This window comes from Micromonospora sp. NPDC049900 (assembly GCF_044461025.1).
Lineage (GTDB): Bacteria > Actinomycetota > Actinomycetes > Mycobacteriales > Micromonosporaceae > Micromonospora.
On the sequence record NZ_JBITKM010000010.1, the window covers coordinates 185,770 to 211,241 of the forward strand.

Here is a 25,472-nt window from a genome sequence, read left to right on the forward strand (position 1 = left end):
GGATCAACAAGACGTACGGGCCGGGAGCCACGGGGGTTCCCGGCCCGTCCCCGTCCCACCGCACGTAACGGCACTTCGCCTACCGCAAGCGGCACCCCCGCCCGGCCCCCCGACAGACGTCAACCCTCCCGAGGCCGGCAGGCGACGACACGTCCGCCAGTCAGGTGTGGCCCTACCGTGCCCGGCGCAGGGATCAAGCCTGACCGCCCGGAGCCGGGCACGGTAGGGCCACACCCCCACAGCAACGGTAGGGCCACACCCCCCACAGCAAGCGCTAAAGCCGCCGCCCCTCGCGCACCAACCCACCCTCGCACCACTCGCGATACACGAACAGCTCCGGCCGGGACAGCAGCACCCGGCTGTTGTGCGCCCAGGTGCGCATCATCTCGTCGCCGTTGCGCTCGGCCTGGTCGACCAGTTTGCGGAAGCGTCGCTTCGGGTGGGCCCGGAAGTTCGTCCGGATCCCGTCGGCGGCGTAGATGTAGAGGCAGTGCAGCGCGAACCTGCGGGCCGGGCAGTGCGCGTCCATCGCCAGGTCGAACAACGTCATGATCAGGCGGTCGCCGGAGACGAGCAGGTCCCAGTCGGGTGGCATGGACGTCAACGGCACCGAGTCGGGCTGGTACGCCCACGATCGCAACTCCGCCGGACTCGGGTCGACGGGGTTGGCGAAGCCGTGGAACGTTGATTCCTGCACGCTCACCGGCCAACCTTCTACTCGCGTCGGCGCCGAGGCGTCCGCCCCCCGCGAACCCCGGCTGCTGGGGCGAAACGGTAACGCGGTACCCGTGAGTACGGGTAGCCCCTACGGAAAGCAATTCGGCATCGGTTGCCTGGCCGGGGTGGCCCGGACGGCCGACGATCACTTTCAGTCAGGTCATGGTCACCGCTCATGGTCTATCCGGGGTTGCCGCCCCGGCTGCCTGCGCTGCCGCCCGTCGCCGCGACCAGCGCTTGAACCAGACGGCATCGGGCAGTCGGGCCAGCATGGGCCCGGTCACCACCGTGATCAATACGTACGTGGCGGCCAAAGCGGCCAGTTTCGGCGAAACGCTGCCGGCGCTCACCGCGAGGCCGGCGATGACGATGGAGAACTCCCCTCGCGGCACCAGGGTCAACCCGGCCCGCCACCGTCCCGGTTCGGTGATGCCGACCCGCCTCGCGGCCAGGTAGCCGGTCGACGTCTTGGTGGCGATGGTGACCAGCGCGAGCAGTACCGCGGGCAGCAGCACCGGTGGGATGTGCCGAGGGTCGGTGGCGAGCCCGAAGAAGACGAAGAAGACGGCGGCGAAGAGGTCCCGCAGGGGCGTCAGCAGTTCGGTGGCGTGGTGGGCCACCGGCCCGGAGAGCGCGATGCCGACCAGGAAGGCACCGACCGCCGCCGACACCTGGAGTTTCGCGGCGACCCCGGCGACCAGCAGGGTCAGGCCGAGCACGCCCAGCAGCAGCGACTCGGGGTGGTCGACGGACATGGCCCGGGAGACGAGATCCCCGTATCGGAGCGCCACCACCAGCACGACGACCACCGTCAGGACGGCGACGCCGAGCGCGACCCCACCCTTGACCAGCCCGACCCCGGCCAGCAACGCGGTCACCAGTGGCAGATAGAACGCCATCGCGAGATCCTCGACCACCAGCACCGACAGGACCACCGGCGTCTCCCGGTTGCCGAGGCGGCCCAGGTCGGACAGGATCTTGGCGATCACGCCGGAGGACGAGATCCAGGTGATCCCGCCGAGCACCACCGCCGCCACCCAGCCCCAGCCGAGCAGCAGCGCGAACGCCGCACCCGGCAGCGCGTTGAGCACCGCGTCGAGCGCCCCGGCCGGTGCGGCCGACCGCAGGTTGCCGACCAGCTCGTCGGCCGAGTACTCCAGGCCGAGCATCAGCAGTAGCAGGATCACGCCGATCTCCGCGCCGATCGCGAAGAACTCCTCGCTGGCGTGCAACTCCAGCACGCCGCCGTGGCCGAGGACCAGACCGGCCAGCAGGTAGAGCGGAATCGGCGACAGCCCGATCCGCCGGCCGAGCCGACCGAGCAGCCCGAGCAGGAACAGCAGCGCGCCGACCTGGATCAGCAGGTTGGTGAAGTCGTGCATCCGAGGCTCAGGCGGCCGGTGCGCGTACGGCGGGCGACCGGGACGCGCCGAGGACGTCCCTGCGGCGGGAGGGTGCCCCCAACGGGCGGCCGAATTCCGTCATCATGTCGTGGCGTACGCCGGTGCTCGGTTGAGCGGTCTGTTCGACGCGTGCTCGCACGGGCTCAGGCTACTCTCGCGACGGAGGCCGCATGACCGCCCGACGAACTCGTTGCCTGGCCGTTCTCCCGGTGTTCACGCTGCTGGCGGGATGCTCGATCGGGGACATCCGGCGCAGCGCCCCAGCCCCCGAACCCTCGCAGGTCACCCCCGCTCCGGCGCGGGTCGCGGAGACTCGCACCACCCGTCTGGCCGTCCCGCAGCGGTACGCCCAGCCGGTCATCGAGTTCGTCGACGCCGAGAACGGATACGCCCTCTTCGCCTCCTGCGACGACCAGACGCCCGGTCGGGACTGCCCGGCCCTGCTCTGGTCGACCCGCGACGGCGGCCGGTCCTGGCAGCAACTGCGCCACCCGCAGCCGGACACCACCCAGCAGCGGGACGGCGACGTCCGGCAGCTCTACACCGCCGAAGGCATCCTGGCCCTGTACGCCCCGAAGGTCGGGTGGTGGACGTCCACCGATCGCGGAGACACCTTCCGGCACACCCCCGGTGAGGCCCCGCCCCGGGAGTGGCAGGCGGCCCAGGGTCGCTTCCAGCTCATCGAGAGCTCGGGAAAGGTCGGCCGCTGGACGGGACGCACACTCCGCCCGCTGCCTGTCCAGCCGAAGCTGCCGGTGGTGCAATCGGTGGTGGAGACTGACTGGCAGTTCAACAGGAAGGAAAACTCAGGGCCGTTGGTGGCCGCCGGAGCCGACGATGACGGCCGGCCGTACGCGGCGATCTCCATCGACGAGGGACGGAGTTGGCGGCCGACCTCGGTGGAGTTCGACGGTGCAGTGGGTGTGCTCCGGGTGGTGCGCGTACAGAGTGCTCTGTGGCTGGTCGGCGAGCGGCCCGATCGCATCGGGTTTCCGGCATTGTGGCGGCATGGTCCCGCCTGGGAGAAGGTGTCTGCCGAGGGGTGCCCGGAGACGGGACAGGCCGTCCCGCTGAGTGACGGAGTGGTGGCGGTGCTCAGCCCGCGAGGTGCGGGCGCGCTGGTCGGCGGCCAGTACGTCGATCTGCCCTGGCCGCTGACCGACGAACATCACCTGCGGATGCTGCCCGACGGCACGGCCTTCGCCACAGGGCCGGAGGGCGTCCTGCTCGGCACGGGCTTCATCGGCGACCACGTCTGGACTGCGGTGACCATCGAGACGGAGTGACCGGCGTCAGGAAACGCTCGGGTCCTGCTCGGATGGCTTGCGGACGTACGTGCCCTTGCCCTGGTGGCCTTCGATCAGGCCCTCGGCCTGCAGAATCAGGAGGGCGGACCGCACTGGTTCTGCCGAGACGCCGTAGTGCGCGGTCATCTCACGCAGGGACGGCAACTTGGCTCCGGGCGAGTAGTCCCCAGAGCGGATCTTGTCTCGGATGTCCTGTGCGATGCGCTGGCGGTCGGAAACTCGGGGCATGGCAGCAACTCCTGGTAGGCGCCGATCCCTCCAAGGGCATCCCGTCCCAGGACCTACTGTTTGTCGGTCACGAAGACGCCGCGTTGACGGCACAGACGGTTCAGCTCGACAGTGCTCCCGGAACACGTTGCCCAGCGGCGGCGGTTCAGGACGTGAGCAGCGCCCGGCGCCCACCGGGCTGAGGAGTGGCGTATGTCACACCCCTAGGGTTGAGCGGAATAGGCTCAACTCTGGTTCTGTCGGTACCAGTGGACACACCGATCCAGGGGAGCCCATGAACACCGAACGCCTCACCACCAAGAGCCGCGAGACCATCACCGGTGCCGTCGCCCTGGCCAACCAGCGCGGGCACGCCACCGTGGAGCCGTGGCACCTGCTGCTGTCGCTGCTGGACACCGAGGGTTCGACCGCTGCGGGCCTGCTGCGCGCCGTCGGGGCCGACCCCGCCGAGCTGCGCCGGGCCGCACAGCGGGCCCTCGACGCGCTGCCCGCCGCGCGCGGCTCCAGCATCGCGGAGCCCACCCTGGCCCGCGAGTTCGTCAACGCCATCGGGGCCGCCGAGCAGATCGCCCGGCCGCTCGGCGACGAGTACACCTCCACCGAACACCTGCTGGCCGGGCTGGCCCGGGTCGGCGGTGCCGTCTCCGGTGCGCTCAAGTCCGCCGGTGCCACCGAGGAGACCCTGGTCGCCGCATTCCCCACGGTGCGTGGCGGGGACCGCCGGGTGACCACCGCCGACCCGGAGCAGACCTACCAGGCGCTGGCCAAGTACGGCGTCGACCTGACCGCCAGCGCGCGGGACGGCAAGATCGACCCGGTGATCGGGCGGGACTCCGAGATCCGCCGGGTGATCCAGGTGCTGTCCCGGCGTACCAAGAACAACCCGGTGCTGATCGGCGAGCCCGGTGTCGGCAAGACCGCGATCGTCGAGGGCCTGGCCCAGCGGATCGTCGCCGGTGACGTACCCGAGTCGCTGCGGGACAAGAAGCTCGTCTCGCTCGACCTCGGCGCGATGGTCGCCGGTGCGCAGTACCGGGGTCAGTTCGAGGAGCGGCTCAAGTCCGTCCTGGAGGAGATCAAGAACTCCGACGGGCAGGTCATCACGTTCCTCGACGAGCTGCACACGGTGGTCGGCGCGGGCAAGGGCGAGGGCTCGATGGACGCCGGCAACATGCTCAAGCCGATGCTGGCCCGGGGCGAGCTGCGGATGGTCGGCGCGACCACGCTGGACGAGTACCGCGAGCACATCGAGAAGGACCCGGCCCTGGAACGGCGCTTCCAGCCGGTGCTGGTCGGCGAGCCCACCGTCGAGGACACCATCGGCATCCTGCGCGGGCTGAAGGAACGCTACGAGGTCCACCACGGCGTACGCATCACCGACGCCGCCCTGGTCGCCGCCGCCGCGCTCTCCGACCGCTACATCACCGACCGGTTCCTGCCGGACAAGGCGATCGACCTGGTCGACGAGTCCGCGTCCCGGCTCCGGATGGAAATCGACTCCCGGCCGGTCGAGGTGGACGAGATCGAGCGGGCGGTACGCCGACTGGAGATCGAGGAGATGGCGCTGGCCAAGGAGCCGGACGCCGCCTCCGCCGAACGCCTGGAGCGGTTGCGCAAGGAGCTGGCCGACAAGCGGGAGCAGCTCACCGCGCTCTCCGAGCGCTGGCACCTGGAGAAGAGTCACATCACCAAGCTCTCCACCGCCAAGGAGGAGTTGGAGCGGCTGGGTGGCGAGGCCGAGCGGGCCGAGCGCGACGGCGAGCTGGAACGCGCCGCCGAGCTGCGTTACGGGCGCATCCCTGCACTCCAGGCCGAGCTGACCAAGGCCGAGGAGGAACTGGCCCGGTTGCAGTCCGCGGGCGCGATGCTCAAGGAGGAGGTGAGCGCGGACGACATCGCCGCGGTCGTCGCCTCCTGGACCGGCATCCCCGCCGGTCGGCTGCTGGAAGGCGAGACCGCCAAGCTGCTCCGGATGGAGGAGTCGCTGCGCGAGCGCGTCGTCGGCCAGGCCGAGGCGGTCGGCGCGGTCTCCGACGCGGTACGCCGGGCCCGCGCCGGTGTCGCCGACCCGGACCGCCCGACCGGCAGCTTCCTCTTCCTCGGCCCCACAGGTGTGGGCAAGACCGAGCTGGCCAAGGCGCTCGCCGAGTTCCTCTTCGACGACGAGCGGGCGATGGTCCGCATTGACATGAGCGAGTACGGCGAGAAGCACTCGGTGGCCCGTCTGGTCGGCGCTCCGCCCGGCTACGTCGGCTACGAGGAGGGCGGCCAGCTCACCGAGGCGGTGCGTCGTCGGCCGTACTCGGTGATCCTGCTCGACGAGGTGGAGAAGGCCCACCCGGACGTCTTCGACATCCTGCTCCAGGTGCTCGACGACGGTCGGCTCACCGACGGTCAGGGTCGTACCGTCGACTTCCGCAACGCGATCCTGATCCTCACCTCGAACCTCGGGTCGGCGGTGATCAGCGACCTGACGCTCGCCGAGGAGCAGCGCCGGGAGGGCGTCCTCGCGGTGGTCCGATCGCACTTCAAGCCGGAGTTCCTCAACCGGCTCGACGACATCGTGGTCTTCGCCGCACTCCAGGGCGACGACCTGCGCTCCATCGTGGACATCCAGTTGGCCCGGCTGCGCAAGCGGCTGGCCGACCGCCGACTGTCGCTGGACGTCACCGACGCCGCGCGGGGCTGGCTCGCCGAGCACGGGTACGACCCGATCTACGGCGCCCGGCCGCTGCGTCGACTGGTCCAGTCGGCGATCGGCGACCAACTCGCGAAGGCGCTGCTCGCCGGCCAGATCCGGGACGGCGACACGGTGCGGGTGGAACTCGCCGACACCAAGGACGGCCTGTCGGTGAGCGCCGCCTGACCGTACCCACGACGTCGGACCTCCGCCGCCGCCCCGCCTCGGCGGGCGGCGGCGGGCCGGTCGGGTGAGGATGGAGACATGTTCGGGATCGGGCGTAAGAAGGACCCGGAGCTGACTGCTGCCGTCACGGCACTCGCCGACGCCGGCCGCGTCGCGTTCGGCGGGGTCGGGATCGCAGGCGCGACGCTGCCGGAGACCGAGGCATACCAGCGCGTCGCAGCAGTCGCGGCTGAGCACCCCGACGAAGTACGCGAGCAGCTCGACCGCCTGCTCACCACCGGCTCCCCGGCGGCCCGGGTGTACGCCGCCACGCTGCTCGAACAGCTCGACCCGGTGGCCGGACGGGCGGCCTGGACCGGGCTGCGCTCCGATCCGGCGGAGGTGGACACCGCCGTCGGTTGCGTGCTGGACCGCACCACGGTGGCCGAGTACGCCGCCCGACGACTCGACGATCACTGATCCGACGGCCGGTCGGGTCCGTCCGATCGGTGCTGCCGGACCTTGTCCGGTCCTCCTACGCTCCGTGCCATGACCGCGACCGCCGAGGATTCGGCCGCCGTACCTCCGCCTCGCCCACCCCGCCCCGGCACCGTCACCGCCGCATTCTGGTTGCAGCTCACCATCGCGCTGATCCTGTTCGGACTCGTGGCGCTGGTGGTCGTCGAGGCGTTCCAGTGGGATGCCGCGATCGACCGGGCGGCACGTCAGGTGCCCGATGCCGACCCCGTCGAGGTACGCGCCGAGCGGATCAGCAACGTCAGCATGTCGCTGGTCCTCGGCCTCCCCGCGCTGGCCGTGGGGCTCTGGATGGCGCTGACCGCCGTCGGCGTACGCCGGGGCAGCAACGTCGCCCGGGTGATGGTCTTCGCGGCTGGCGGTGCCGAGTTGCTGCTCTGCTTCTTCCAGGCGTGCGCCGGCGTCTTCTTCGTCCCGTTCATCGCGTTCGCGGCCATCGACGAGCCCTACGTCGGGGACACCCCGCCGCCGGACGACCAGTTCTGGCAGGAGTCGGAGTTCTTCGAGGTGCTGTACGGCGAGCCGCGCACCTTCGAGATGGTGTTCTTCCCGCTGGCCGGTCTCGGTGTGCTGACGGTGCTGGCCCTCACCGTGGTGGTCGTGCTGCTGTTGGCGATTCCGCCGGCCAACCGCTGGTTCGTGCCGAAGGCCGAGCCGGCCGTGCCACTGACCGGCGGAGGCGACATCCCGAACGCCTACCTCGCCGGCTACCCCCTCCCGACGTCGCCCTACTACCCCGTCCCCGGTTATCCGGTTCCGCCGGGCTACCCCGTCCCGCCCGGCTACCCGCTGCCTACCGGCTATCCCGTACCCACCGGTTACCCCGTTCCGCCCGGCTACCCGATGCCACCCGGTGCCTTCGTGCCGCCGGGTCACCCGCCGCCGTTCGGTCACCCCGTTCAGCCGGTACCCGGCCAGCCCGCCGCACCGCAGGCCGAGCAGTCCGGGCCGCAGGCTGAGCAGTCCGGGCCGCAGGCTGAGCAGTCCGCACCCACCGGGGAGCTGTCCGCGCTGTCGGACGAATCGCCTGCCTCGTCGGCCGCTGACCCGGATGACGCCGACCGGGACGGTCGATCGGCTCCGGATCCGGGCGGGAACGGGCGATAAGCGACCGCCCGTGACTCCGACCGGCCCGGTCACGGTTACCGTCTTCACGACGTACCTGGGGAGGTGACGGGTGGATGACGTGTCGGCGTACCTGGTGATCGCGCTCGGGTGCCTGCTGGTGGCGGTGGCCGTCGTCGTGGTCGTGGCGGGGCGACGGTCCCGGCGTCGGCCGTCGGCCGCGCCCCGCGCCGCCGACCGGCCGCCGACCGACCCGCGTCGCATCCAGGTCGGCGACATCGTCGAGGTCGGTGACCTGTCCTACCGGGTACGCGGGTCGATCCGGCTGGTCGAAGGGGACTGGCGCTGGGCCGAGCACCTGTTCGACGACGACAGCGGGCGGTACCGGCTGTCGGTGGCCGAGAACCCGGAGTTCGAGATGGTGCTCTGGGAGCCCCAGCCGGGGCGGGTGCGGACCGTCGGTGCCCCGGCCGTCGACGCCGCCGGACGACGGTACGACTGGCACGAGTCCGGCCAGGCCCGCTACACCGCGACCGGGCTGACCGGGCTCGACCCGAGCGGGACGATGCGCTACCACGACTACCGGGCGGCGGGCGGCGCGCGGCTCACCTTCGAGGCGTACGGCGAGGCGGGCTGGGAGATCGCTCTCGGCCGCCGACTGGATCCGGGCGACGTCACGGTGTACCCGCAGGGGCGCGGATCGTGAGAGCACATCCGGTTCAGCTCGACAGTGGCGCGGGACGACATCACCGAGAGCGGATCTGGGTACACCGCTTCCGAGCCGGTCGGGTGGTGCGCTCGATCACCTGCTCAGCGCCGATCCGGCGCTGAGGAGGGGGACGCGCCGTCCAGACGGCGTCGTGTCGTGCCGGGTTGGCCTGTTGCCGATACGGTGAGTCGCGTTCCACGGAGGGAGAAAGATGGTCGACCCGCAGAACACCCCGGTCCGGCAGCGGCCGGGTGTGGTGACGATATCCACCTACTTGCTGTTGCTCTTCGCGATCTGCCAACTGATCAGCGTGATCGTCACGGTGGCCACGATCGGCACGGTCCGCGACGTGATGGACGAGGCATACCGCGGCACGAGCGTCGAAGGAGCGGAGAACCTCGCCGACGTCGCCGTCGTCTTCGGCGTCGCCACCGCCATCTTCCTGCTCGTCGTGGCGCTTGCGCTGGTCGGCCTGGGCCTGCTGAACCTGCGCGGAAAGAACGGTGCCCGGATCGCCACCTGGGTCGTCGGCGGCATCATGTTCTGCTGCACCGGGTTCAGCCTGCTCAGCGGGCTGGCCGGCGGCATGAGCATGCCCGGCGGCGAGACCAGCGGCGACATGCCGAGCGCCGACGAGGTGCAGCGCCGGCTGGAGGAGGCACTGCCCGGCTGGGTCACCCCGATCAGCCTCCTGCTCGGTGTGATCAGCCTGCTCGCGCTACTGGCCGCGCTGATCCTGCTGGCGCTGCCGAAGGCGAACGAGTTCTTCCGCAAGCCGACCCAGCAGTGGGAGCCGCCGATGCCCGGCGGGAACTACCCGAGCCAGCCCGGCTACCCGCAGGCACCGGGCTACCCGGGCACCCCGCCGCAGTCGGCCGAGCCGGGTTACCCGCCCGCTCCCGGTCAGCCGCCCGCCGGTGGGTCGGGTGACAACCCTGGTACCCAGCCTCCCACCGACCGGCCGAACTGACCGCTGGTGAGTTAGGCGCGACTGCGACAGTCCCTCCGAGTAGGTTGCAACCCGAACACCTACCGGAGGGACTCGTCGTGTCGTACCCCGAACAGGCGCCGCCGCGCCGGCCGGCCGTGGTCGTGACGGCCGTGGTGGTGCTGGCGGTGATGGCGGTGGGTGCGTTCGGGTACGCGGTGGCCGGCCTGAGCATCGTCGGCGGCACGGTGTCCCGGTTCCGCGCGGCGGCCGTGGGTACGTCGGCCGACGCCACCCAGGTCGACGCGATGGTGACCCTGCTGCGGAGCGCGGTGGTGGCAGCGGCCGTGCTGAGCGTGTTCGCGGCCCTGTTCCTCGCCGGTCTCGCGCTGGCCCTGGCTGGCGGGCGGCCCGCCGCCCGGGTGACGACCTGGGTGGTCGCCGGGCTCGGAATACTCCTCGGTTGCTGCGGTCTCGGCACCCTCCTGGTCCAACGCGCGACACCCCTGGACTTCGGCGACGACCAGGCCGCCGCCGAACTCGTCGCCCTGGTGGCGGACGCCTACCCGTCGTGGTGGATTCCGATCACCACGACCCTTTCGGTCGCGCAGGTGCTCGGTTACCTTGTGGTAGCCGTACTGCTGGCGATGCCGTCCGCCACCGCCTGGTTCCGTCGCCGCCCGGTGCCCCCGCACCACCCCCAGCCGCCGTACCACCCGCCCGTGCACCACCAGCCGTCCGCGTACCCGCCGCTGGTCGCGCCGCACCAGACCTATCCGCCGCCCGGGGCGCCGCCGTCGCCCCCGTACCCGCCGAGGTGAGCAGACCAGTGACGCCCGACCAGTCGAGCAGTGCGCGATGGGCGTTGATCACCGGGGCGACCGCGGGGATCGGAGCGGCCTTCGCCGACCGGCTCGCCTCCGACGGATGGCACCTGGTGCTGGTCGCCCGGGACGGTGACCGACTCGCCGCGCAGGCCGCCGAGTTGACCGGCCGGTACGGCGTCGAGACCGAGACCCTGCCGGCCGACCTGTCCACCGACGACGGCTGTGCCGAGGTGGAGCGACGGCTCGCCGCCGACCCGCCGATCGGGCTCCTGGTCAACAACGCCGGGATCAGTCTGAACAAGCCGTTTCTCCGGTCGAGCCTGGAGGACGAGAGTCGACTGCTCCGGCTCAACGTGCACGCGGTGATGCGGTTGACACTCGCTGCGCTGCGTACGATGACCGAACGGCGGGATGGGGCAGTGATTAATGTCTCTTCCGTCGCTGGTTTCGGCGCGATCATGCCGGGATCGACGTACTCCGCCAGCAAGGCGTGGGTGACGAACTTCAGCGAGTCCGTCGGCCAGTCCGCCCGCCCCTTCGGCGTACGCGTGATGGCGCTCTGTCCCGGCTACACCCGGACCGAATTCCACCAGCGAGCCGGCATCGACATGTCGAAAACTCCCGAGTGGTTGTGGCTCGCCGCGCCCGACGTGGTCGCGGAAGCCTTACGTGACCTGCGAAAAGGCAAGTTGGTCAGCGTTCCATCGTGGAAATACAAACTGGCCGTCGCCGGTCTGCGGCACGCACCACGCGGATTGCTGGACCGGGTGGCACGGGACACCCGTGGGCGCATCGGTCGCGATCGCGGTTGACCGCCACGCGTCGCCGACCGGTTCGGCGGCGGCGAGCGCGACATCACTCGATCCGAACCGCTGATCGACGTAGCGTAGTCGGACATCGCCACTCATCTGTCCCCCGGAAGGGTTGCCCGGGGTGGCCCGTCCACCCGGCACACAGACTTGCGCAGTACCCTCTATCGCCATGGGGGACCACGACGACCTGCGTAAATTCATCTCCGACCTGGCTGTGGTACACGGCCGGGTAGTGCTCTCCTCCGGGCAGGAGGCCGACTGGTACGTCGATCTGCGTCGCATCACGCTCCATAACCGGGCGGCCCCCTTGGTCGGTCGGGTGATGCGGGAGCTGACCGCCGACTGGTCGTACGAAGCGGTCGGTGGCCTGACATTGGGCGCCGACCCGATCGCCATGTCCATGCTGCACGCGACCGGCCGTCCGTTGGACGCGTTCGTGGTGCGGAAAGCCGGCAAGGCGCACGGGTTGCAACGCCGGATCGAAGGTCCCGACGTGACCGGACGTCGGGTGCTGGCGGTGGAGGACACCTCTACCACCGGCGGAAGTGTGATGACCGCCGTCGAGGCCCTTCGCGAGGCCGGGGCCGACGTGGTGGGGGTGGCGGTTATCGTTGATCGTGGTGCCGGCGACGCGGTGCGAGCCGCCGGATTGCCCTATCGGGCGGCCTATACGTTGGCTGACCTCGGCCTTGTGGCGTAAAAGTCTGCCGATTCGGATCTGCGGATATGCAGCCGGATCGATGCTGCTGGTGGAAGGATGGAATACGTGGGAACTGCGTTGGCCGAAATGACTATGCCTCAGATCTCGCCGCTTGCCGGCGAGCCGATCGAACGCGCCGACGCCGAGCGGCTGGCAGGGGTTCTCAAGGCCCTTGCCGACCCCGCCCGGCTGCGGCTGCTCAGCCTGATCCAGTCGGCGCCCGAGGGTGAGGCGTGCGTGTGCGACCTGACCGCACCGCTCGGTCTCTCCCAGCCGACCGTCAGCCACCACCTGCGTATCCTCACCGAGGCCGGCTTGCTGGAGCGGGAGAAGCGCGGTGTGTGGGCCTACTACCGGCTGGTCCCGAGCGCGATCGCGACGATCGCCGACCTGCTGACTCCGCCGCGGAAGCGGGCCACCAAGAAGGCTCGCTGAACCGAAACCGCTTGGTGGCCGCCCAGCCGGGCAGCCACCAAGCGGTGGACGTCAGCGCACCTGCGTCGGCTCGTACGCCTCGGTGAGCGCGCGGGCGGCGCGGTTCACCCGACGCCGCTCGGCGATCACCATGGCCAGGACCACGGCGAAGCCCAGCAGGAACAGTGCGGTGATGGGCAGGATGCCGTCACCGGGCGCCTGCAGGGTCCGGTCCTCGGACTGCCATGGCCACAGCGAGCGCAGGCTGCCGATCAGCGCGCCGGACATCACCGCCAGAGTCATCCGGCGATGCTTGTCCAGCAGCCACTGGAGCAGCTTGACGAAGAGTGACAGGCCGATGACCATGCCCGAGGCGAAGATCGCCAGGTAGCCCCAGTCCCGGTCGTTGAGGGCGGCGATGGTCGGTTCGTACAGACCGACGGTCAGCAGCAGGAACGATCCGGAGACGCCGGGCATCACCAGCGCGCAGACCGCCACCGCCGCCGCGACCAGCAGGATCATCGGACGCGGTTCGAGGGTGGCCTGCGGCAGGCCGGTGAGCGCGAACGCGGCCGCCGCGGCGATCACCAGGCCGACCACCTCGCGCCGCCGCCACGGCTTGCCGACCATCGAGACCGGCACCATCACCGAGGCGAGCACCAGACCGAGGAAGAGACCCCGGGTGTGTTCGGGGTAGCCGGTCAGTAACGGCTCCAGCAGCTTCGCGGCGAGCAGCAGGCCGGGCACCATCCCGATCATCAGCGGGATCACCACGTCCCAGTGGGCCTGCCGCAGTTGGTGCCCCGTCCGCGTCCAGCCACGTCCACGCGGTACGTCCGACGCCGCGTACCGGACCGCGTTCACCACGTGGCCGGCCGAGACGATCAGCCGTTCGTACACCCCGGTGACCAGCGCGATGGTGCCACCACTGACCCCCGGCACGGCCTCCGCCACGCCGATGGCCCCACCGCGCAGGACATGGCCTACCCGTTCGCCCAATGCCATTAAGAATCCGTCTCCCGCCTCGCTCGCCCGGGTCGCCCGAGTGGCGCCCGCCACGGCCGACCAGGCTACCGGGGCGCGACGGAGACCCTCGCGGCGTCAGAGGCGGGGGTCCACCGGCTCGGATTCACACGCCAGGATCGCGAAGACCAACTCGTGCCGACGCCCCAGCGGAGCACCGTCGACCAACGCGGGCCGAGCAGCCGACCACCGGCGGCGACGGGCGGGGTCAGCGGTAGTCGTCTTCGTCGGGGGCTACTACCCGGGCCTGCTCCATGGCGTCCCAGTCGTCGACCTCCAGGCCCCGGTGCGGTTCGTCCTCCACCTCCGCGGGGTCGACCACCGTGGCCTGCTCGACCGCGTCGGCCGGCTCGGCCTCCAGGTCGCGTTCGTCAGCGCTGAGGTGGTCGCCGGGGGCGAAGTCCTCGCCGGGCTGGCCCATTCGGTGCCTCCGGGATGTCGGTGGACGGTACCCGCTCCACGGTACGGGCTGGGCCGGTGTCGCGCTGGGAACCCGCGCGCCGTCCGGCGGGGCGAAGGGTACGTCGGGAGGTACCGCCCAGTCGGGCGAATCGCCCCACCGGCGGGTCGCCCCGATGCCAGGATGGTCCCGTGGGCTTCCTCATCCGGCTGGTGACGACCGCCGTCGCACTGTGGATCACCACGTTGATCGTGCCCGGGGTCGAGGTGACCGGGCGGACCGGCTACGACACCGTGTTCACCCTGCTGATCGTGGCGTTGATCTTCGGCGTGGTCAACGCGGTGCTCAAGCCGTTGATCAAGGTGGTGGGCTGCGTCTTCTACCTGTTGACCCTGGGCCTGTTCGCGTTGGTGGTCAACGCGCTGTTGTTCCTGCTGACCGACTGGATCGCCGGCAGCCTCCGCCTCCCGTTCCACGTGGACGGCTTCTGGCCCGCCTTCTGGGGAGCCATCGTGATGGCGGTGGTCACCTGGCTGATCAGTGTCGTGGTGCCGGACCGCGCGGACCGGCGGTGAGCCGCCCGGCGCCGGGCCGGTTGTGCCGGGCCGGTCCAGCTACGGGATACTTCCCGCGTAGGACAGCGCGGTCCGGCGCACCAATGGAGATCAGGCGGCCATCCGGCCGACCGCCAACGGAGTTTCGCGCGGCTGCCCGGCCGACCGTCGACAGGCGGCCGATCGGCCGGCGCAAGAAGAGCGGCGGCCGCACGGCCGTCAGCGGCAAGTAAGGAGCGTTCGACATGCCCATCGCTTCCCCCGAGGCTTACGCCGAGATGCTGGACCGCGCCAAGGCCGGCCGGTACGCGTACCCGGCGATCAACGTGACGTCGTCGCAGACGCTCAACGCGGCGCTCAAGGGCTTCGCCGACGCGGAGAGCGACGGCATCATCCAGGTCTCCACCGGTGGCGCCGAGTACCTCTCCGGCCCGTCCGTGAAGGACATGGTCACCGGCGCGGTGGCGTTCGCCGCGTACGCGCACGAGGTGGCCAAGAAGTACCCGGTCAACATCGCGCTGCACACCGACCACTGCCCGAAGGACAAACTGGACAAGTTCGTCCGGCCGCTCATGGCCATCTCGCAGGAGCGGGTCAAGAACGGCCAGGAGCCGCTGTTCCAGTCGCACATGTGGGACGGCTCGGCCGTGCCGGTCGCGGAGAACCTGGAGATCGCCGAGCAGCTTCTCGCCGAGGCCGCCAAGGGCAAGATCGTCCTGGAGATCGAGGTCGGCGTCGTCGGCGGTGAAGAGGACGGCGTCGAGAACGCCATCAACGACAAGCTCTACACCACCGTCGAGGACGGTCTCGCCATGGTCGAGGCGCTCGGCCTGGGGGAGAAAGGCCGCTACATGGCCGCCCTGACCTTCGGCAACGTGCACGGCGTCTACAAGCCGGGCAACGTCAAGCTGCGGCCCGAGGTGCTCAAGCAGATCCAGGACGCAGTCGGCGCCAAGTACGGCAAGGACAAGCCGCTCAGCCTGGTCTTCCACGGCGGTTCCGGCTCGCTGCTGTCCGAGATCCGCGAGGCGCTGGACTACGGCGTGGTGAAGATGAACATCGACACCGACACCCAGTACACCTTCTCCCGTCCGGTGGCGGACCACATGTTCCGCAACTACGACGGCGTGCTCAAGGTCGACGGTGAGGTCGGCAACAAGAAGCTGTACGACCCCCGGGTGTGGGGCAAGGCCGCCGAGGCCGGCATGGCCGCCCGGGTCGCGGAGGCCTGCGAGCACCTGCGCTCGACCGGCACCACGATGACCAAGTGACGTCCTGACGTCGCCGCCGACGGCGGCCGGTTCCTCCCCGGAGCCGGCCGCCGTCGCTGTTGTAAGGAAGGGCACCTTACTAACGCCTCGTGCATAGTAGGGGTCCCCTCCTTCAAAAAACCCCTACGACGACGACCGCAGGAGCAGACGTACCGCCTCGTGCACGTCGTCGGTGAGGTGCACGGTGCCGGACAGGTCACCGAAGGGCGAGGTCGCCAGCAACGGCTTGAGCAGCGACTCCACCGGCAGTTCCGTGGTCCAGTAGGCGCGGTCCAGGAACACGTACGCCCCGCTGGCCCCGTCCGTGCCGTAGTAGGTCTTCGTGGCCGCCTGGAACACCTCCTGCACGGTGCCCGCACGGCCGGGCGCGAAGACGATCCCGCCCCGGGCCAGCCGCAGGATGGTGTCCTCCCGGATGGCGTTGGAGAAGTACTTGGCGATCCGGCCGGCGAACAGGTTCGCCGGTTCGTGACCGTAGAGCCAGGTCGGCACGGCGAGCCCGCCGCAGTTGGCCCAGTCCAGGTCGCCGGTGGTCAGCGCGGCCGAGTCGGCCCGGTACGCGACGGCCGGCTCGGCGTCGTCCTCCGGTGGCGTGACCGAGCGGCCGTACAGTTCCCGGACCCGCAGCGCCGCCGCCGTGTAACGGTCGTGGTCGGTGAAGTCGGGTGCGGTGGCGAGCAGGTCGATGGCGGCGGTCAGGTCCTCGGCCGGTCGGGTCGACAGGTACGCGCCCAGGTTGGCGGCCTCCATCACACCCGGGCCGCCACCGGTCACCACCAGGCGGTGCGCCCGCGCCAACTCCCAGCCCAGCACCGCGGCCGTCCGGTACGGCGCGCTGCCCCGGCGTACCGCGTGCCCGCCCATCACGCCGACGACCGACTGCGGTCCGTGCGTGGTCAACCAGGCCCGGGTGGCGTCGGCCAGCGCGTTGTCCACACCGTGGTCGTGCAGTCGCTGACCGAGCGCCTCGCGTACGTCGGGCTGTGCCCCGCCGTGGTCGCGGAAGTGCGCGTACACGCGGCTGTCGTACATCGCCTCGAAGCCGCCCTCGGCGAAGCCGGCGGCCAGTTCCTCGGGGGTGTAGAGGTGCGGTGGCTGGGTCGGGTAGGGCAGGCCGGAGAAGGGCGGCACCACGTTCGCGCCCCGCCGGACCAGGTCGGCGCCGACCTGCCGGGAGGCGAAGCGGCAGCCGACGAAGAGGGTTCCGGCGACCTCGGTGCCGCTGAGGTCGGGTATCGGTTCCAGGTCCAGCCGGAGCCCCTGGACCGTCAGCCCGACCAGCGTCCCGTCGGCGAGCCGCCGGTCGAGTTCGGCCCGGGTCTGGATCTCGTTCAACCAGGTGTGCGGCTCGATGACGTCCGCAGGGGGTGGGGTCGGCACCCGGCCATCCTGCCCGGTTGCCGCAACCGTGCCCGAGCTGCCCCCGGCCCGGGGGAGTGGGGGGCGGGAGCCCGGCGGCCTGGCCGAGCTCCCGCAACTCCGGTTCCTGGGGAGGCTCCGGTCTTTTAGTTGTAGTGGAAGGGACCGGTCGGCGGCATGGGCCGCAGGCGTGACGGACCTCTCGGCCGTTCAGTCAGCCGGCTCGCCGGACCCCCTCGCGGGCACTGGCCGGAAGCGGGTTGAATGGGACGATGCAGAACCTCTTGCCGGAGCCCCCGGCCACGCTCCTGCCCGCACACGACGAGGCCGACGCCACGCTGGCCACGGCCGCGCAGGACGGCGGCGACGAGGCGTTGGCCACGGTGGCCGCCCGGTTCCCGACGCACAGCGCCGCCTGGGCCGCGTTGGCCGCCCGGGCCTTCGCCGAGGGTCAGGTCGTCGCCGCGTACGCCTACGCCCGCACCGGCTACCACCGGGGGCTGGACCAGTTGCGCCGCAGCGGCTGGAAGGGGCACGGGCCGGTGCCGTGGTCGCACGAGCCGAACCGGGGCTTCCTGCGCTGCCTCTACGTGCTCTCCCGCGCCGCCGACGCGATCGGTGAGGCGGACGAGGCCGCCCGCTGTGCCCAGTTCCTCCGCGACTGCGACCCGGCCGCCGCCGACGCGCTGGCCAGCAACTGACCGTCCGCCGACGCGCCGGTCAGCAACCGACCGTCCGCCGAGCCGCCGGCTCGGAGCAGGTGCTCCGGAGGCCGGCGGTTCGACGTGGCGCGCACTGCCGAGACCGCGCGGTCGGGGCCTAGAGTCCCTCGGCGACCGAGGCGGCGATCTTGAGCCAGGCGTCCCGGGTCGCCGACGAGAGCTGGGCGTACCGGATCGGCTCGCCGGTGTCGATGAGCCGCTCGTACGGCGCCAGCAGCACCCCCCGGGTACGCGCGGCGAAGTGCTCCTGGATCGCGGGCAGGTCGATCTCCTTGCGGGACGGCGGCATGGAGACCACCGTGACCGCCTGCCGGACCAGCCGTTGCCGGCCGCTCTGCTCCAGGTGGTCGAGCATCCGGGCGGCGGTCTCGGCCGAGTCGTTACGGGCCGACATGGTGACCACCAGTTGATCGGTCGCGTCCATCGCGGCCTGCCAGTTCTGCGCCCGCACGTTGTTGCCGGTGTCCACGAAGATCAGCTTGTAGAATCGGCTGACCACCTCACGGATCTCGCCGAAGGCCGAGGCGGTGAGCATCTCGCCGCCGGTGGCCGACTCGTCGGAGGCGAGGACGTCGAACATCCCCTCACCCTGTGAGCGGACGTACTGCGACAGGTCACCGACCCGACCGTGGGCACCGTGGAACTGCCCCAGGTCCCGCAGCAGATCCCGCACCGTACGCGAGTGGAAGTCCTGCTGGGCGCGCATGCCGAGGGTGCCCTGGGTCTCGTTGTTGTCCCAGGCCAGCACGTACCCGCCGCGCTTCTGACCGAACGTCATGGCGAGCAGCAGGATGGCGACGGTCTTGCCCGCGCCGCCCTTCGGGTTGACCACGGTCACCTGCCGGAGCCCGCCGAAGTTGCGGCGGACCGTCTCGATGTCCCGCTTGAGTTCCAGTTCCTGCCGGCCCGGCGGCAGCTTCACCAGACCGGTCCGGTTGACCACCGCCCGTACGCCCATGGTGGCGACCGGATCGGCCGGGCGGACGTGCCGCCGCCGGGCGAAGTCCTCGGCGGTGGGCGGGACGCCCGGCTCGGCCGGGTTCCAGGCCGGTTCGGGGTAGCCGGCGGGCGTCGGGTTCGCGGCCGGGTAGGGCAGTTGCGGTGCCGGGGGTGCCACCGGCGGTGGTGCACTCTGCGGCCAGGATGCCGGGTTCCAGGCCGGCTGCGGCGGGAACGGCCCGGGCGGCGAGTCCGCCTGGTGCGCAGGCGGGTACGCCGAGCCCTCCGGCGGCACCGCTCCCGGCTGCGGCGGCACCGCTCCTGGTTGCGGCGGGAACGGGCCGGGCTGGGGTGGCACCGCGCCGGGCTGGGGTGGGAACGGGCTGGGCTGGGGCGGCGGCATCGGCACGCCGTGCTGTGGCACGACCGTGCCCTGGTGCTCGGGAAGCGGACCCACGTGCGGCGGCGGGAACGCGTCGCGATGCGGCGGCGGCACCGGGGTGCCGTGCTGCGGTGCGGGTACGGGATACGTCCCGGCCTGCGGCGGCATCGGCCGACCGGTTCCGGCTGCCGACGCCACCGGTGGGAAAGGCTGCGCGCCGGTGGCCCAACCGGGACGGGTTGCGCGGTCGGTCCCGGACGGGTCGCTGCTCTCCGACGCTGCGGCGGTCGGACGCTGCGGCGGTTGCGCCCAGGGCGACTCCGTCGGCGGCCGGACCATCGTCGGGCCGTCGCCGTCGGGGTGGTCGCCACCGCCGGCGGAGGTCTCCGCCGGTGCCGTCTCGGGCTCGCCGTCCAGGTCCGGCCGACCCGCGTCGGCGGCCGGGTCGGAGCCGACGGTCGGGTCGGAGGCGGTGGCGGGACGCGGGCCGGGGACGGCCGTCGCACCGGTGTTGCCGGGCCGGTCGTCGTGCGGAGGCGCGATCGCGGTCGGCCGGTCGAGAGTGAACGGTAGATCCAGGTCGACCCGGCCGTGTTCGGGCGGCGTCGGCGCGGGTGCCCAGCCGGTGGGCGGCGACACACTCGCCCGTCCGCCGACCACCGGTGGTGGCACACTCGCCTGCCCGCTGGCCACGGGCGGCGGCGCACTCGGCTGTCCGCCGACGGGCGGCGACGTGGGCGCCCATCCGGGACCCGGCGTCGTCCCCACCTCGCCGCCGACACCGGCGGTCAGCGACGGGTAGTCGGCGGGCGAGGGCGGCCCGGCCGGTTGGCCGGTGGGCGGTAGGTGAGCCGGCTGACCGGCGGTCGGCGGCACCGGGTAGCCCGGCCTGTCCGGGGGCGACGCGGGTGGCGCGGCGGGCGGCGTCGGCGGGGTCGCCCATGCGGGCGTGCCGAAGCCCTCGACCTGGTCCGGCGGCCAGAGTGGTTCGATGTCCCGTTCCGGCGCCCCTTGCTGGCCGGGCACGTGCGCCCGGTCGGCGTTCTCGTCCACCACGGTTCCTCCCCCATTCCCTCTGCCGAGGATAGGCCCACCGGCCGAACCCGGCCGTTCACGCGGGGCGGGGTCAGGCCGTCCAGACCGCCCAGGCGCCCGACTCGGTCCACCAGGACCGCTTACGGGTCAACTGCCCCTCCACGCCGTCGTCCAGATACGGCAGCGCGCCCTCGTCCCGGGGCAGCACGGAGACCGCCCGGCCGCGGGCCCGGCGCACCTCCAGGCGTACCCGTCGGCGGCCCAGCCGCGACCGGGTCACCACCGGGACCGCCACCGCCACCTCGATCAGCCCGTCCGTCGGGTCGGGAGCGGCGAGCAGGTCGACGTCGTCGAGCCGGGCGTACCCGGCGGCGTTGCCGATCGCGCAGGCCAGCAGCGGGTCGTCGCCGTGCGAGAGCACCGCGTCGTCCACCTCCACCCGACCACGCCAGTGCAACGGGCGTCCGTCCTCGGCGGCGGCACCGAGCAGCGCGCCGTCCAGGGTGACCGAACCGCCGTCGTTGCGCAGCAGATCCAGTCGGCGAGGCGTGCCGTCGAGCACCGCAGCGGCCACCGCCGCCGGATCACGCGGCAGCCCGAGCTGCGCGGCGAGGTCCCGGTGCGTCGTGCTGCGGGCCGGGTCCAGCGGGAGTACGCCGACCGGCGGCAGGTCCGGCACGGTCCGGCCGTCGGCCAGGTCGGCCGGACGGCGACTCGGCGGTGGGGCGTACCGCCGGACCAACCGGCGGATCACGGCCCGCAACTGTGCGTCACCGGCGACTGCCACCACGAGACGCACCTTGGAGTCCGGGTCGGGCCAGGTGAGCCCGTCCGGACGAGGCGGCGCGTCCAGTCGGGCCAGCACCTCGTCGATCTCCGCGTCCGACCGGGCGGTCACCGTCTCGACCCGCGCGCCTCGGGCGGTCAGCGCGTCCGCGCAGGCCAGCACCGGTACGCGCGGAGTCTCGCAGCGTTCCGGGAGGTCCGGGGCTGCCTCGGACGCTCCGCCGCAACAGGCTCCGCCACTGCCGCACCCGGCTCCGGGAGCGTCCCGCTCCGAGCCGAGGGTGAGCAGCACCACGTCGTACACGGGTAGGCCCCTCCTGCCTCTCGGCGCGACCCCTGCCGGTCGTGCCGTCACTACTTGTTAACCTGACACCCCGGGCTCGCTGACCGGTCGCCATCTGGCACCCGAGCCTTCTGGAGGCGAAGAGATGCCAGCGATCGTGCTCATCGGCGCTCAGTGGGGTGACGAGGGCAAGGGCAAGGTTACCGACCAACTGGGTGAGCGGGTCGACTACGTCGTGCGCTACTCCGGCGGCAACAACGCCGGGCACACCGTGATCACCCCTGACGGCCAGAAGTACGCGCTGCACCTCATGCCCTCGGGCGCACTCTCCCCGAACGCCGTGATCGTCATCGGCAACGGCGTGGTGGTCGACCCGAAGGTGCTGCTGACCGAGATCGACGGACTCGCCGAGCGCGGCGTGGACGTCTCCCGGCTGCGCATCTCCGGCGACGCGCACCTGATCATGCCGCACCACCGGGCGCTGGACCGGGTGGTCGAGCGCTACCTGGGCAGTTCCCGTATCGGCACCACCGGCCGGGGCATCGGCCCCGCGTACGGCGACAAGGTCGCCCGGATGGGCATCCGGGTGCAGGACCTGCTCGACCCGGGCATCTTCCGCAAGAAGCTGGAACTCGCGCTGCGCGAGAAGAACCAGGTGCTGTTCAAGGTCTACAACCGCAAGGCGATGGACGTCGACGCCACCATCGAGGAGTACCTGGAGTACGCGGAGCGGCTGCGCCCGTACATCGCGGAGACCCGCGCGATGCTCTGGGACGCGCTGGACCGGGGCGACACCGTACTCCTCGAAGGCGCCCAGGCCACCATGCTCGACATGGACCACGGCACCTACCCCTTCGTCACCTCGTCGAACCCGACGGCCGGCGGCGCGTGCGTGGGGGCGGGCATCCCGCCGACCGCGATCACGAAGGTGATCGCGGTGAGCAAGGCGTACACCACCCGGGTCGGTTCGGGTCCGTTCCCGACCGAGCTGTTCGACGAGAACGGCGCGCACCTGCGCAAGGTCGGCCACGAGTACGGCACCACCACCGGCCGGGAGCGTCGTTGCGGCTGGTTCGACGCGGTGGTGGCCCGGTACGCCTGCCGCCTCAACGGCGTCACCGACCTGGTCGTCACGAAGCTCGACGTGCTCACCGGCCTGGCCACCGTGCCGATCTGCGTCGGCTACGAGATCAACGGCAAGCGCGTCGACGACATGCCGATGACCCAGACCGACTTCCACCACGCCACGCCGATCTACGAAGAGCACGACGGCTGGTGGGAGGACATCACCAAGGCACGGACCGAGGACGACCTCCCCGAGAACGCCCGGCGTTACATCGCCCGCATCGAGCAGCTCTGCAACACCCGCGTCAGCGTCGTAGGCGTAGGCCCCGGCCGCGAGGAAAACGTAACCCGCCACCCCCTCCTCCCCTAACCCCCCCACCCCCCACCCCCCACCCCCCCACCCCCTCCGCGTTGATCAAGAAGTTTTGGTCGCGGAAAGGGGCCCGGATGGCCCAAATCCCTTGATCAACCCCGCTGGCGGCGGAGGTTGTCCACAGGGGGCGGCGGGTTATCCACAGGGGTGGAGGAGTGGGGGGTGGGAGCGGTGGGGTGGAGGGATGGGGGAGACGGGATTCGGGGCGCGCAGCGGTGTGGTGACGGTGGATCAGGCGCTGTCGGCGGGGTTCACTCGGGGGCGGATCCGCCATCTGGTCCGGTCGGGGCGTTGGGTCAGGCTGGCCCGAGGGCGCTTCGCGCCGTCCCCCGAATCCGACCCGCTGGCGTTACGACGGGCCCGGATCCGGGCGGCGGTCGACAGTCTGGGCCCGGGGGCGGTGGCCGTACTGGGGACCGCCGCCGAAGTGCACGGGATCGCCGGGTTGCGTGCCACGTCCGAGATCCACGTCTCGGTGCCGGTGCAGTGCCCGCGCCCGCAGCGGCGTACCGATCCGGAACTCGTCGTACACCAGTTGACCCTGGGTTCGAAGGATGTCGAGGTGCTGGCCGGCGTCCGGGTCACCACTGCGGTGCGTACGGTCGCCGACGTCATCCTGCGCGCGGACCGGTACCCCGCCGTCTGCGTCCTGGACTCGGCGCTCAACCGGCGGCTGCTCACCGAGGCGGACCTGGCGTCGATCCCGGCTCTGATCGCCGGACGGCGTGGTGCGGTCGCCGCCCGGCGTCGGCTCGCCGAGGCTGATGGTCGGGCCCAGTCGCCGCTGGAGACACGTTCCCGGCTGCGGTGCGTCGACGGAGGTGTCCCGCCGGACGTGCTCCAGATCGAGGTTCGCGACGAGGGCGGCTGGCTGCTGGGGGTCGGTGACCTGGGCTGGCGTCGGGCCCGCCTGATCGCCGAGGCGGACGGCCGGGGCCCACACGACGGACCGCAGGCGATCTATGCGGACCGGATGCGACAGAACCGCCTCGTCAACGCCGGCTGGCGCATCCTCCGCTTCACCTGGTCCGACACCCTCCACCCCGACTACATCCCGCAAACCGTCAAACAAGCCCTCCGCACCCCCTGATTCCCACCCCACCCCCGCCCTGTTGATCAAGAAGTTTGATCGTCGACACGCCGAAATTGAGACGCAAACTTCTTGATCAACTGGGGCGGCGGGGGTGGTGGGTAGGATGCCGGGCGTGCGTGTTCTGTTGCTGGGTAGTGGTGGACGGGAGCACGCGCTTGCGCTGCGGCTCGCCGAGGATCCGACCGTCGAGCAGGTGATCGCGGCACCCGGGAATCCCGGGATCGCCGACGTGGCCGAGCTGCGGGAGGTCGTGGCGACGGATCCCGAATCCGTGGCGGGGCTGGCGGTCGAGGTGGCCGCCGACCTGGTCGTGATCGGGCCGGAGGCGCCGCTGGTCGCCGGAGTCGCCGACGCGCTGCGGGCCAAGGGCATCGCGGTTTTCGGCCCGTCGGCCGAGGCAGCGCAGCTCGAAGGCTCCAAGACGTTCGCCAAGGACGTGATGACGGCCGCCGGGGTGCCCACCGCCCGCGCCCACACCTGCACCGACGAGGCGGGTACGGCCGCCGCGCTGGACGAGTTCGGGCCGCCGTACGTGGTGAAGAACGACGGGCTCGCCGCCGGCAAGGGCGTGGTGGTGACCGAGGACCGCGACGCCGCGCTGCGGCATGCCGCCGAGTGCGGTCGGGTGGTCGTCGAGGAGTACCTGGCCGGGCCGGAGGTCTCGCTGTTCGTGGTGACCGACGGCGAGGCCGCCGTACCGCTGCTGCCGGCGCAGGACTTCAAGCGGGTCGGTGACGGCGACACCGGCCCGAACACCGGCGGCATGGGTGCGTACGCGCCGCTGCCCTGGGCGCCGTCCGACCTGGTCGACGACGTGATGCGGGATGTCGTCCACCCCACGCTGGCCGAGATGCGGCGTCGGGGCAAGCCGTTCGGCGGCCTGCTCTACGTCGGGCTGGCGATCACCGCCGACGGACCCCGGGTGATCGAGTTCAACGCCCGCTTCGGTGACCCGGAGACCCAGGTGGTGCTCGCCCTGCTGGAGACGCCACTGGCCGGTCTGCTGCACGCCGCCGCCACCGGCACGCTGGCCGAGCACCCGCCGCTGCGCTGGCACGACGGCGCGGCGGTCACCGTGGTGGTGGCCGCCGAGGGCTACCCGGCCCCGCCGCGTACCGGTGACGTGATCACCGGCGCGGACCGTCCGGGCGTCATCCACGCCGGCACCACCCGCCGGGCCGCCGACGGTGCCCTGCTCTCTGCGGGCGGCCGGGTCCTCTGCGGTACGGCCACCGGCCCCGACCTGGCCGCCGCGCGCGAGGCCGCCTACGAACTGGTACGCGGCATCACGTTGGCTGGGTCGCACCACCGTGGTGACATCGCGTCGTCCGCGATCGACGGCCGGATCACGCTCCCCGCCTGAGCCCACCGAACCACCGTCGGCCGACCTGGCGGTGTCGACCGGTCCCGTCGCAGTGTCGACCGGCCCCGGCGGCTTCGCCCATCCGGCGGCTTCGCCCGATTCGGCGGCGTCGACTGGCCCGGCGGGGTGTCGACCGGGCTCGGCGGCCCGCCCGGTCCGGCGGCGTCGGACTGGGCTCGGCGGCTTCCACCGGACCGGCGGCTCGACCGGTCGGTCGGCTGTCCGGCCGTGTGATGGTGCTGATCCGGTTCGTCGGGTGAGCCGCCGCGTCGGACCTCGGTGACCGAACGGTCTGCGGTTGTGGTCGACGGGCCGCAACGTAACGACCTCCC

25 protein-coding genes are annotated in these 25,472 nt (G+C 71.6%); 16 read left to right on the forward strand and 9 right to left on the reverse strand.

Features of this window, described 5'->3' with window-relative positions:
- Window positions 1–274 precede the first annotated feature (274 nt).
- The 3 genes from ACIBMZ_RS21935 to ACIBMZ_RS21945 all read right to left on the reverse strand — a co-directional run bounded on the left by ACIBMZ_RS21935 (window position 275) and on the right by ACIBMZ_RS21945 (window position 2,259).
- Window positions 275–703: a hypothetical protein gene (locus ACIBMZ_RS21935; protein ID WP_396696562.1), complete on the reverse strand. Its 429-nt coding sequence runs from the start codon at window positions 701–703 to the stop codon at window positions 275–277.
- Between the two features lie 187 nt (window positions 704–890).
- A complete protein-coding gene (locus tag ACIBMZ_RS21940) occupies window positions 891–2,099 on the reverse strand; it encodes a cation:proton antiporter (protein WP_396696564.1) in 1,209 nt (402 codons plus the stop codon).
- Window positions 2,100–2,106: 7 nt separating this feature from the next.
- On the reverse strand, window positions 2,107–2,259 hold the full coding sequence (locus ACIBMZ_RS21945) for a hypothetical protein (protein WP_396696566.1): 153 nt from the start codon (window positions 2,257–2,259) through the stop codon (window positions 2,107–2,109).
- Window positions 2,260–2,290: 31 nt separating this feature from the next.
- Between ACIBMZ_RS21945 and ACIBMZ_RS21950 the strand changes: the two genes are divergently transcribed.
- Window positions 2,291–3,406 (forward strand): hypothetical protein, encoded by a 1,116-nt coding sequence (locus tag ACIBMZ_RS21950; protein WP_396696568.1) that lies wholly within the window; start codon window positions 2,291–2,293, stop codon window positions 3,404–3,406.
- 6 nt (window positions 3,407–3,412) lie between these two features.
- Here the strand turns inward: ACIBMZ_RS21950 and ACIBMZ_RS21955 are convergent, their stop codons facing one another.
- Window positions 3,413–3,655 (reverse strand): winged helix-turn-helix domain-containing protein, encoded by a 243-nt coding sequence (locus tag ACIBMZ_RS21955; protein WP_396696570.1) that lies wholly within the window; start codon window positions 3,653–3,655, stop codon window positions 3,413–3,415.
- A gap of 274 nt (window positions 3,656–3,929) precedes the next feature.
- On the opposite strand from ACIBMZ_RS21955, the gene clpB reads away from it, so the two are divergent.
- From clpB to ACIBMZ_RS22000, 9 genes are all read left to right on the forward strand, one after another.
- Window positions 3,930–6,521, forward strand: a complete 2,592-nt coding sequence (clpB, locus tag ACIBMZ_RS21960) for an ATP-dependent chaperone ClpB (RefSeq protein ID WP_396696572.1) — start codon at window positions 3,930–3,932, stop codon at window positions 6,519–6,521.
- Between the two features lie 78 nt (window positions 6,522–6,599).
- On the forward strand, window positions 6,600–6,980 hold the full coding sequence (locus tag ACIBMZ_RS21965; protein ID WP_396696574.1) for a hypothetical protein: 381 nt from the start codon (window positions 6,600–6,602) through the stop codon (window positions 6,978–6,980).
- A 69-nt stretch (window positions 6,981–7,049) separates the two neighbouring features.
- Window positions 7,050–8,144 (forward strand): hypothetical protein, encoded by a 1,095-nt coding sequence (locus ACIBMZ_RS21970; protein WP_396696576.1) that lies wholly within the window; start codon window positions 7,050–7,052, stop codon window positions 8,142–8,144.
- Between the two features lie 70 nt (window positions 8,145–8,214).
- The gene (locus tag ACIBMZ_RS21975; protein WP_396696578.1) at window positions 8,215–8,808 is read left to right on the forward strand and encodes a DUF4178 domain-containing protein; all 594 of its coding nucleotides are present in this window, start codon (window positions 8,215–8,217) and stop codon (window positions 8,806–8,808) included.
- Between the two features lie 214 nt (window positions 8,809–9,022).
- Window positions 9,023–9,781, forward strand: a complete 759-nt coding sequence (locus tag ACIBMZ_RS21980) for a hypothetical protein (protein WP_396696580.1) — start codon at window positions 9,023–9,025, stop codon at window positions 9,779–9,781.
- 77 nt (window positions 9,782–9,858) lie between these two features.
- Window positions 9,859–10,560 carry a hypothetical protein gene (locus ACIBMZ_RS21985; RefSeq protein ID WP_396696582.1) on the forward strand — a complete coding sequence of 234 codons (702 nt, stop codon included), beginning with the start codon at window positions 9,859–9,861 and terminating at the stop codon, window positions 10,558–10,560.
- 8 nt (window positions 10,561–10,568) lie between these two features.
- Entirely contained in the window at window positions 10,569–11,378 is an 810-nt protein-coding gene (locus ACIBMZ_RS21990) for an SDR family NAD(P)-dependent oxidoreductase (protein WP_396696656.1), read from the forward strand.
- Window positions 11,379–11,547: 169 nt separating this feature from the next.
- Window positions 11,548–12,078 carry an orotate phosphoribosyltransferase gene (locus tag ACIBMZ_RS21995; protein ID WP_396696584.1) on the forward strand — a complete coding sequence of 177 codons (531 nt, stop codon included), beginning with the start codon at window positions 11,548–11,550 and terminating at the stop codon, window positions 12,076–12,078.
- Between the two features lie 57 nt (window positions 12,079–12,135).
- Window positions 12,136–12,513, forward strand: a complete 378-nt coding sequence (locus ACIBMZ_RS22000) for a helix-turn-helix transcriptional regulator (RefSeq protein WP_007454255.1) — start codon at window positions 12,136–12,138, stop codon at window positions 12,511–12,513.
- Window positions 12,514–12,564: 51 nt separating this feature from the next.
- On the opposite strand, the gene ACIBMZ_RS22005 is transcribed toward ACIBMZ_RS22000, so the two are convergent.
- Both ACIBMZ_RS22005 and ACIBMZ_RS22010 read right to left on the reverse strand, forming a co-directional pair.
- Entirely contained in the window at window positions 12,565–13,497 is a 933-nt protein-coding gene (locus ACIBMZ_RS22005) for a DUF368 domain-containing protein (RefSeq protein WP_396696586.1), read from the reverse strand.
- Between the two features lie 226 nt (window positions 13,498–13,723).
- Window positions 13,724–13,936: a hypothetical protein gene (locus ACIBMZ_RS22010; RefSeq protein ID WP_396696588.1), complete on the reverse strand. Its 213-nt coding sequence runs from the start codon at window positions 13,934–13,936 to the stop codon at window positions 13,724–13,726.
- A 170-nt stretch (window positions 13,937–14,106) separates the two neighbouring features.
- On the opposite strand from ACIBMZ_RS22010, the gene ACIBMZ_RS22015 reads away from it, so the two are divergent.
- Window positions 14,107–14,490 carry a phage holin family protein gene (locus ACIBMZ_RS22015; RefSeq protein ID WP_396696590.1) on the forward strand — a complete coding sequence of 128 codons (384 nt, stop codon included), beginning with the start codon at window positions 14,107–14,109 and terminating at the stop codon, window positions 14,488–14,490.
- 224 nt (window positions 14,491–14,714) lie between these two features.
- Window positions 14,715–15,740: a class II fructose-bisphosphate aldolase gene (gene fbaA / locus ACIBMZ_RS22020; RefSeq protein ID WP_396696592.1), complete on the forward strand. Its 1,026-nt coding sequence runs from the start codon at window positions 14,715–14,717 to the stop codon at window positions 15,738–15,740.
- 123 nt (window positions 15,741–15,863) lie between these two features.
- On the opposite strand, the gene ACIBMZ_RS22025 is transcribed toward fbaA, so the two are convergent.
- Window positions 15,864–17,120, reverse strand: coding sequence for an LOG family protein (locus tag ACIBMZ_RS22025; RefSeq protein ID WP_396696594.1), 1,257 nt, complete (start codon window positions 17,118–17,120; stop codon window positions 15,864–15,866).
- A gap of 251 nt (window positions 17,121–17,371) precedes the next feature.
- Here ACIBMZ_RS22025 and ACIBMZ_RS22030 point away from each other — a divergent pair, with 251 nt between their 5' ends.
- Window positions 17,372–17,800 (forward strand): DUF3151 domain-containing protein, encoded by a 429-nt coding sequence (locus tag ACIBMZ_RS22030; protein WP_396696596.1) that lies wholly within the window; start codon window positions 17,372–17,374, stop codon window positions 17,798–17,800.
- Window positions 17,801–17,918: 118 nt separating this feature from the next.
- On the opposite strand, the gene ACIBMZ_RS22035 is transcribed toward ACIBMZ_RS22030, so the two are convergent.
- Both ACIBMZ_RS22035 and ACIBMZ_RS22040 read right to left on the reverse strand, forming a co-directional pair.
- A complete protein-coding gene (locus ACIBMZ_RS22035; RefSeq protein WP_396696598.1) occupies window positions 17,919–20,198 on the reverse strand; it encodes a chromosome partitioning protein in 2,280 nt (759 codons plus the stop codon).
- Window positions 20,199–20,268: 70 nt separating this feature from the next.
- Entirely contained in the window at window positions 20,269–21,267 is a 999-nt protein-coding gene (locus ACIBMZ_RS22040) for a hypothetical protein (RefSeq protein WP_396696600.1), read from the reverse strand.
- Window positions 21,268–21,391: 124 nt separating this feature from the next.
- On the opposite strand from ACIBMZ_RS22040, the gene ACIBMZ_RS22045 reads away from it, so the two are divergent.
- From ACIBMZ_RS22045 to purD, 3 genes are all read left to right on the forward strand, one after another.
- Window positions 21,392–22,681, forward strand: a complete 1,290-nt coding sequence (locus ACIBMZ_RS22045; protein ID WP_396696602.1) for an adenylosuccinate synthase — start codon at window positions 21,392–21,394, stop codon at window positions 22,679–22,681.
- 187 nt (window positions 22,682–22,868) lie between these two features.
- Window positions 22,869–23,774, forward strand: coding sequence for a type IV toxin-antitoxin system AbiEi family antitoxin domain-containing protein (locus ACIBMZ_RS22050; protein WP_396696604.1), 906 nt, complete (start codon window positions 22,869–22,871; stop codon window positions 23,772–23,774).
- 115 nt (window positions 23,775–23,889) lie between these two features.
- Complete coding sequence (purD, locus tag ACIBMZ_RS22055; RefSeq protein WP_396696606.1) at window positions 23,890–25,140, forward strand: phosphoribosylamine--glycine ligase; 1,251 nt, start codon at window positions 23,890–23,892, stop codon at window positions 25,138–25,140.
- Window positions 25,141–25,472 lie beyond the last annotated feature (332 nt).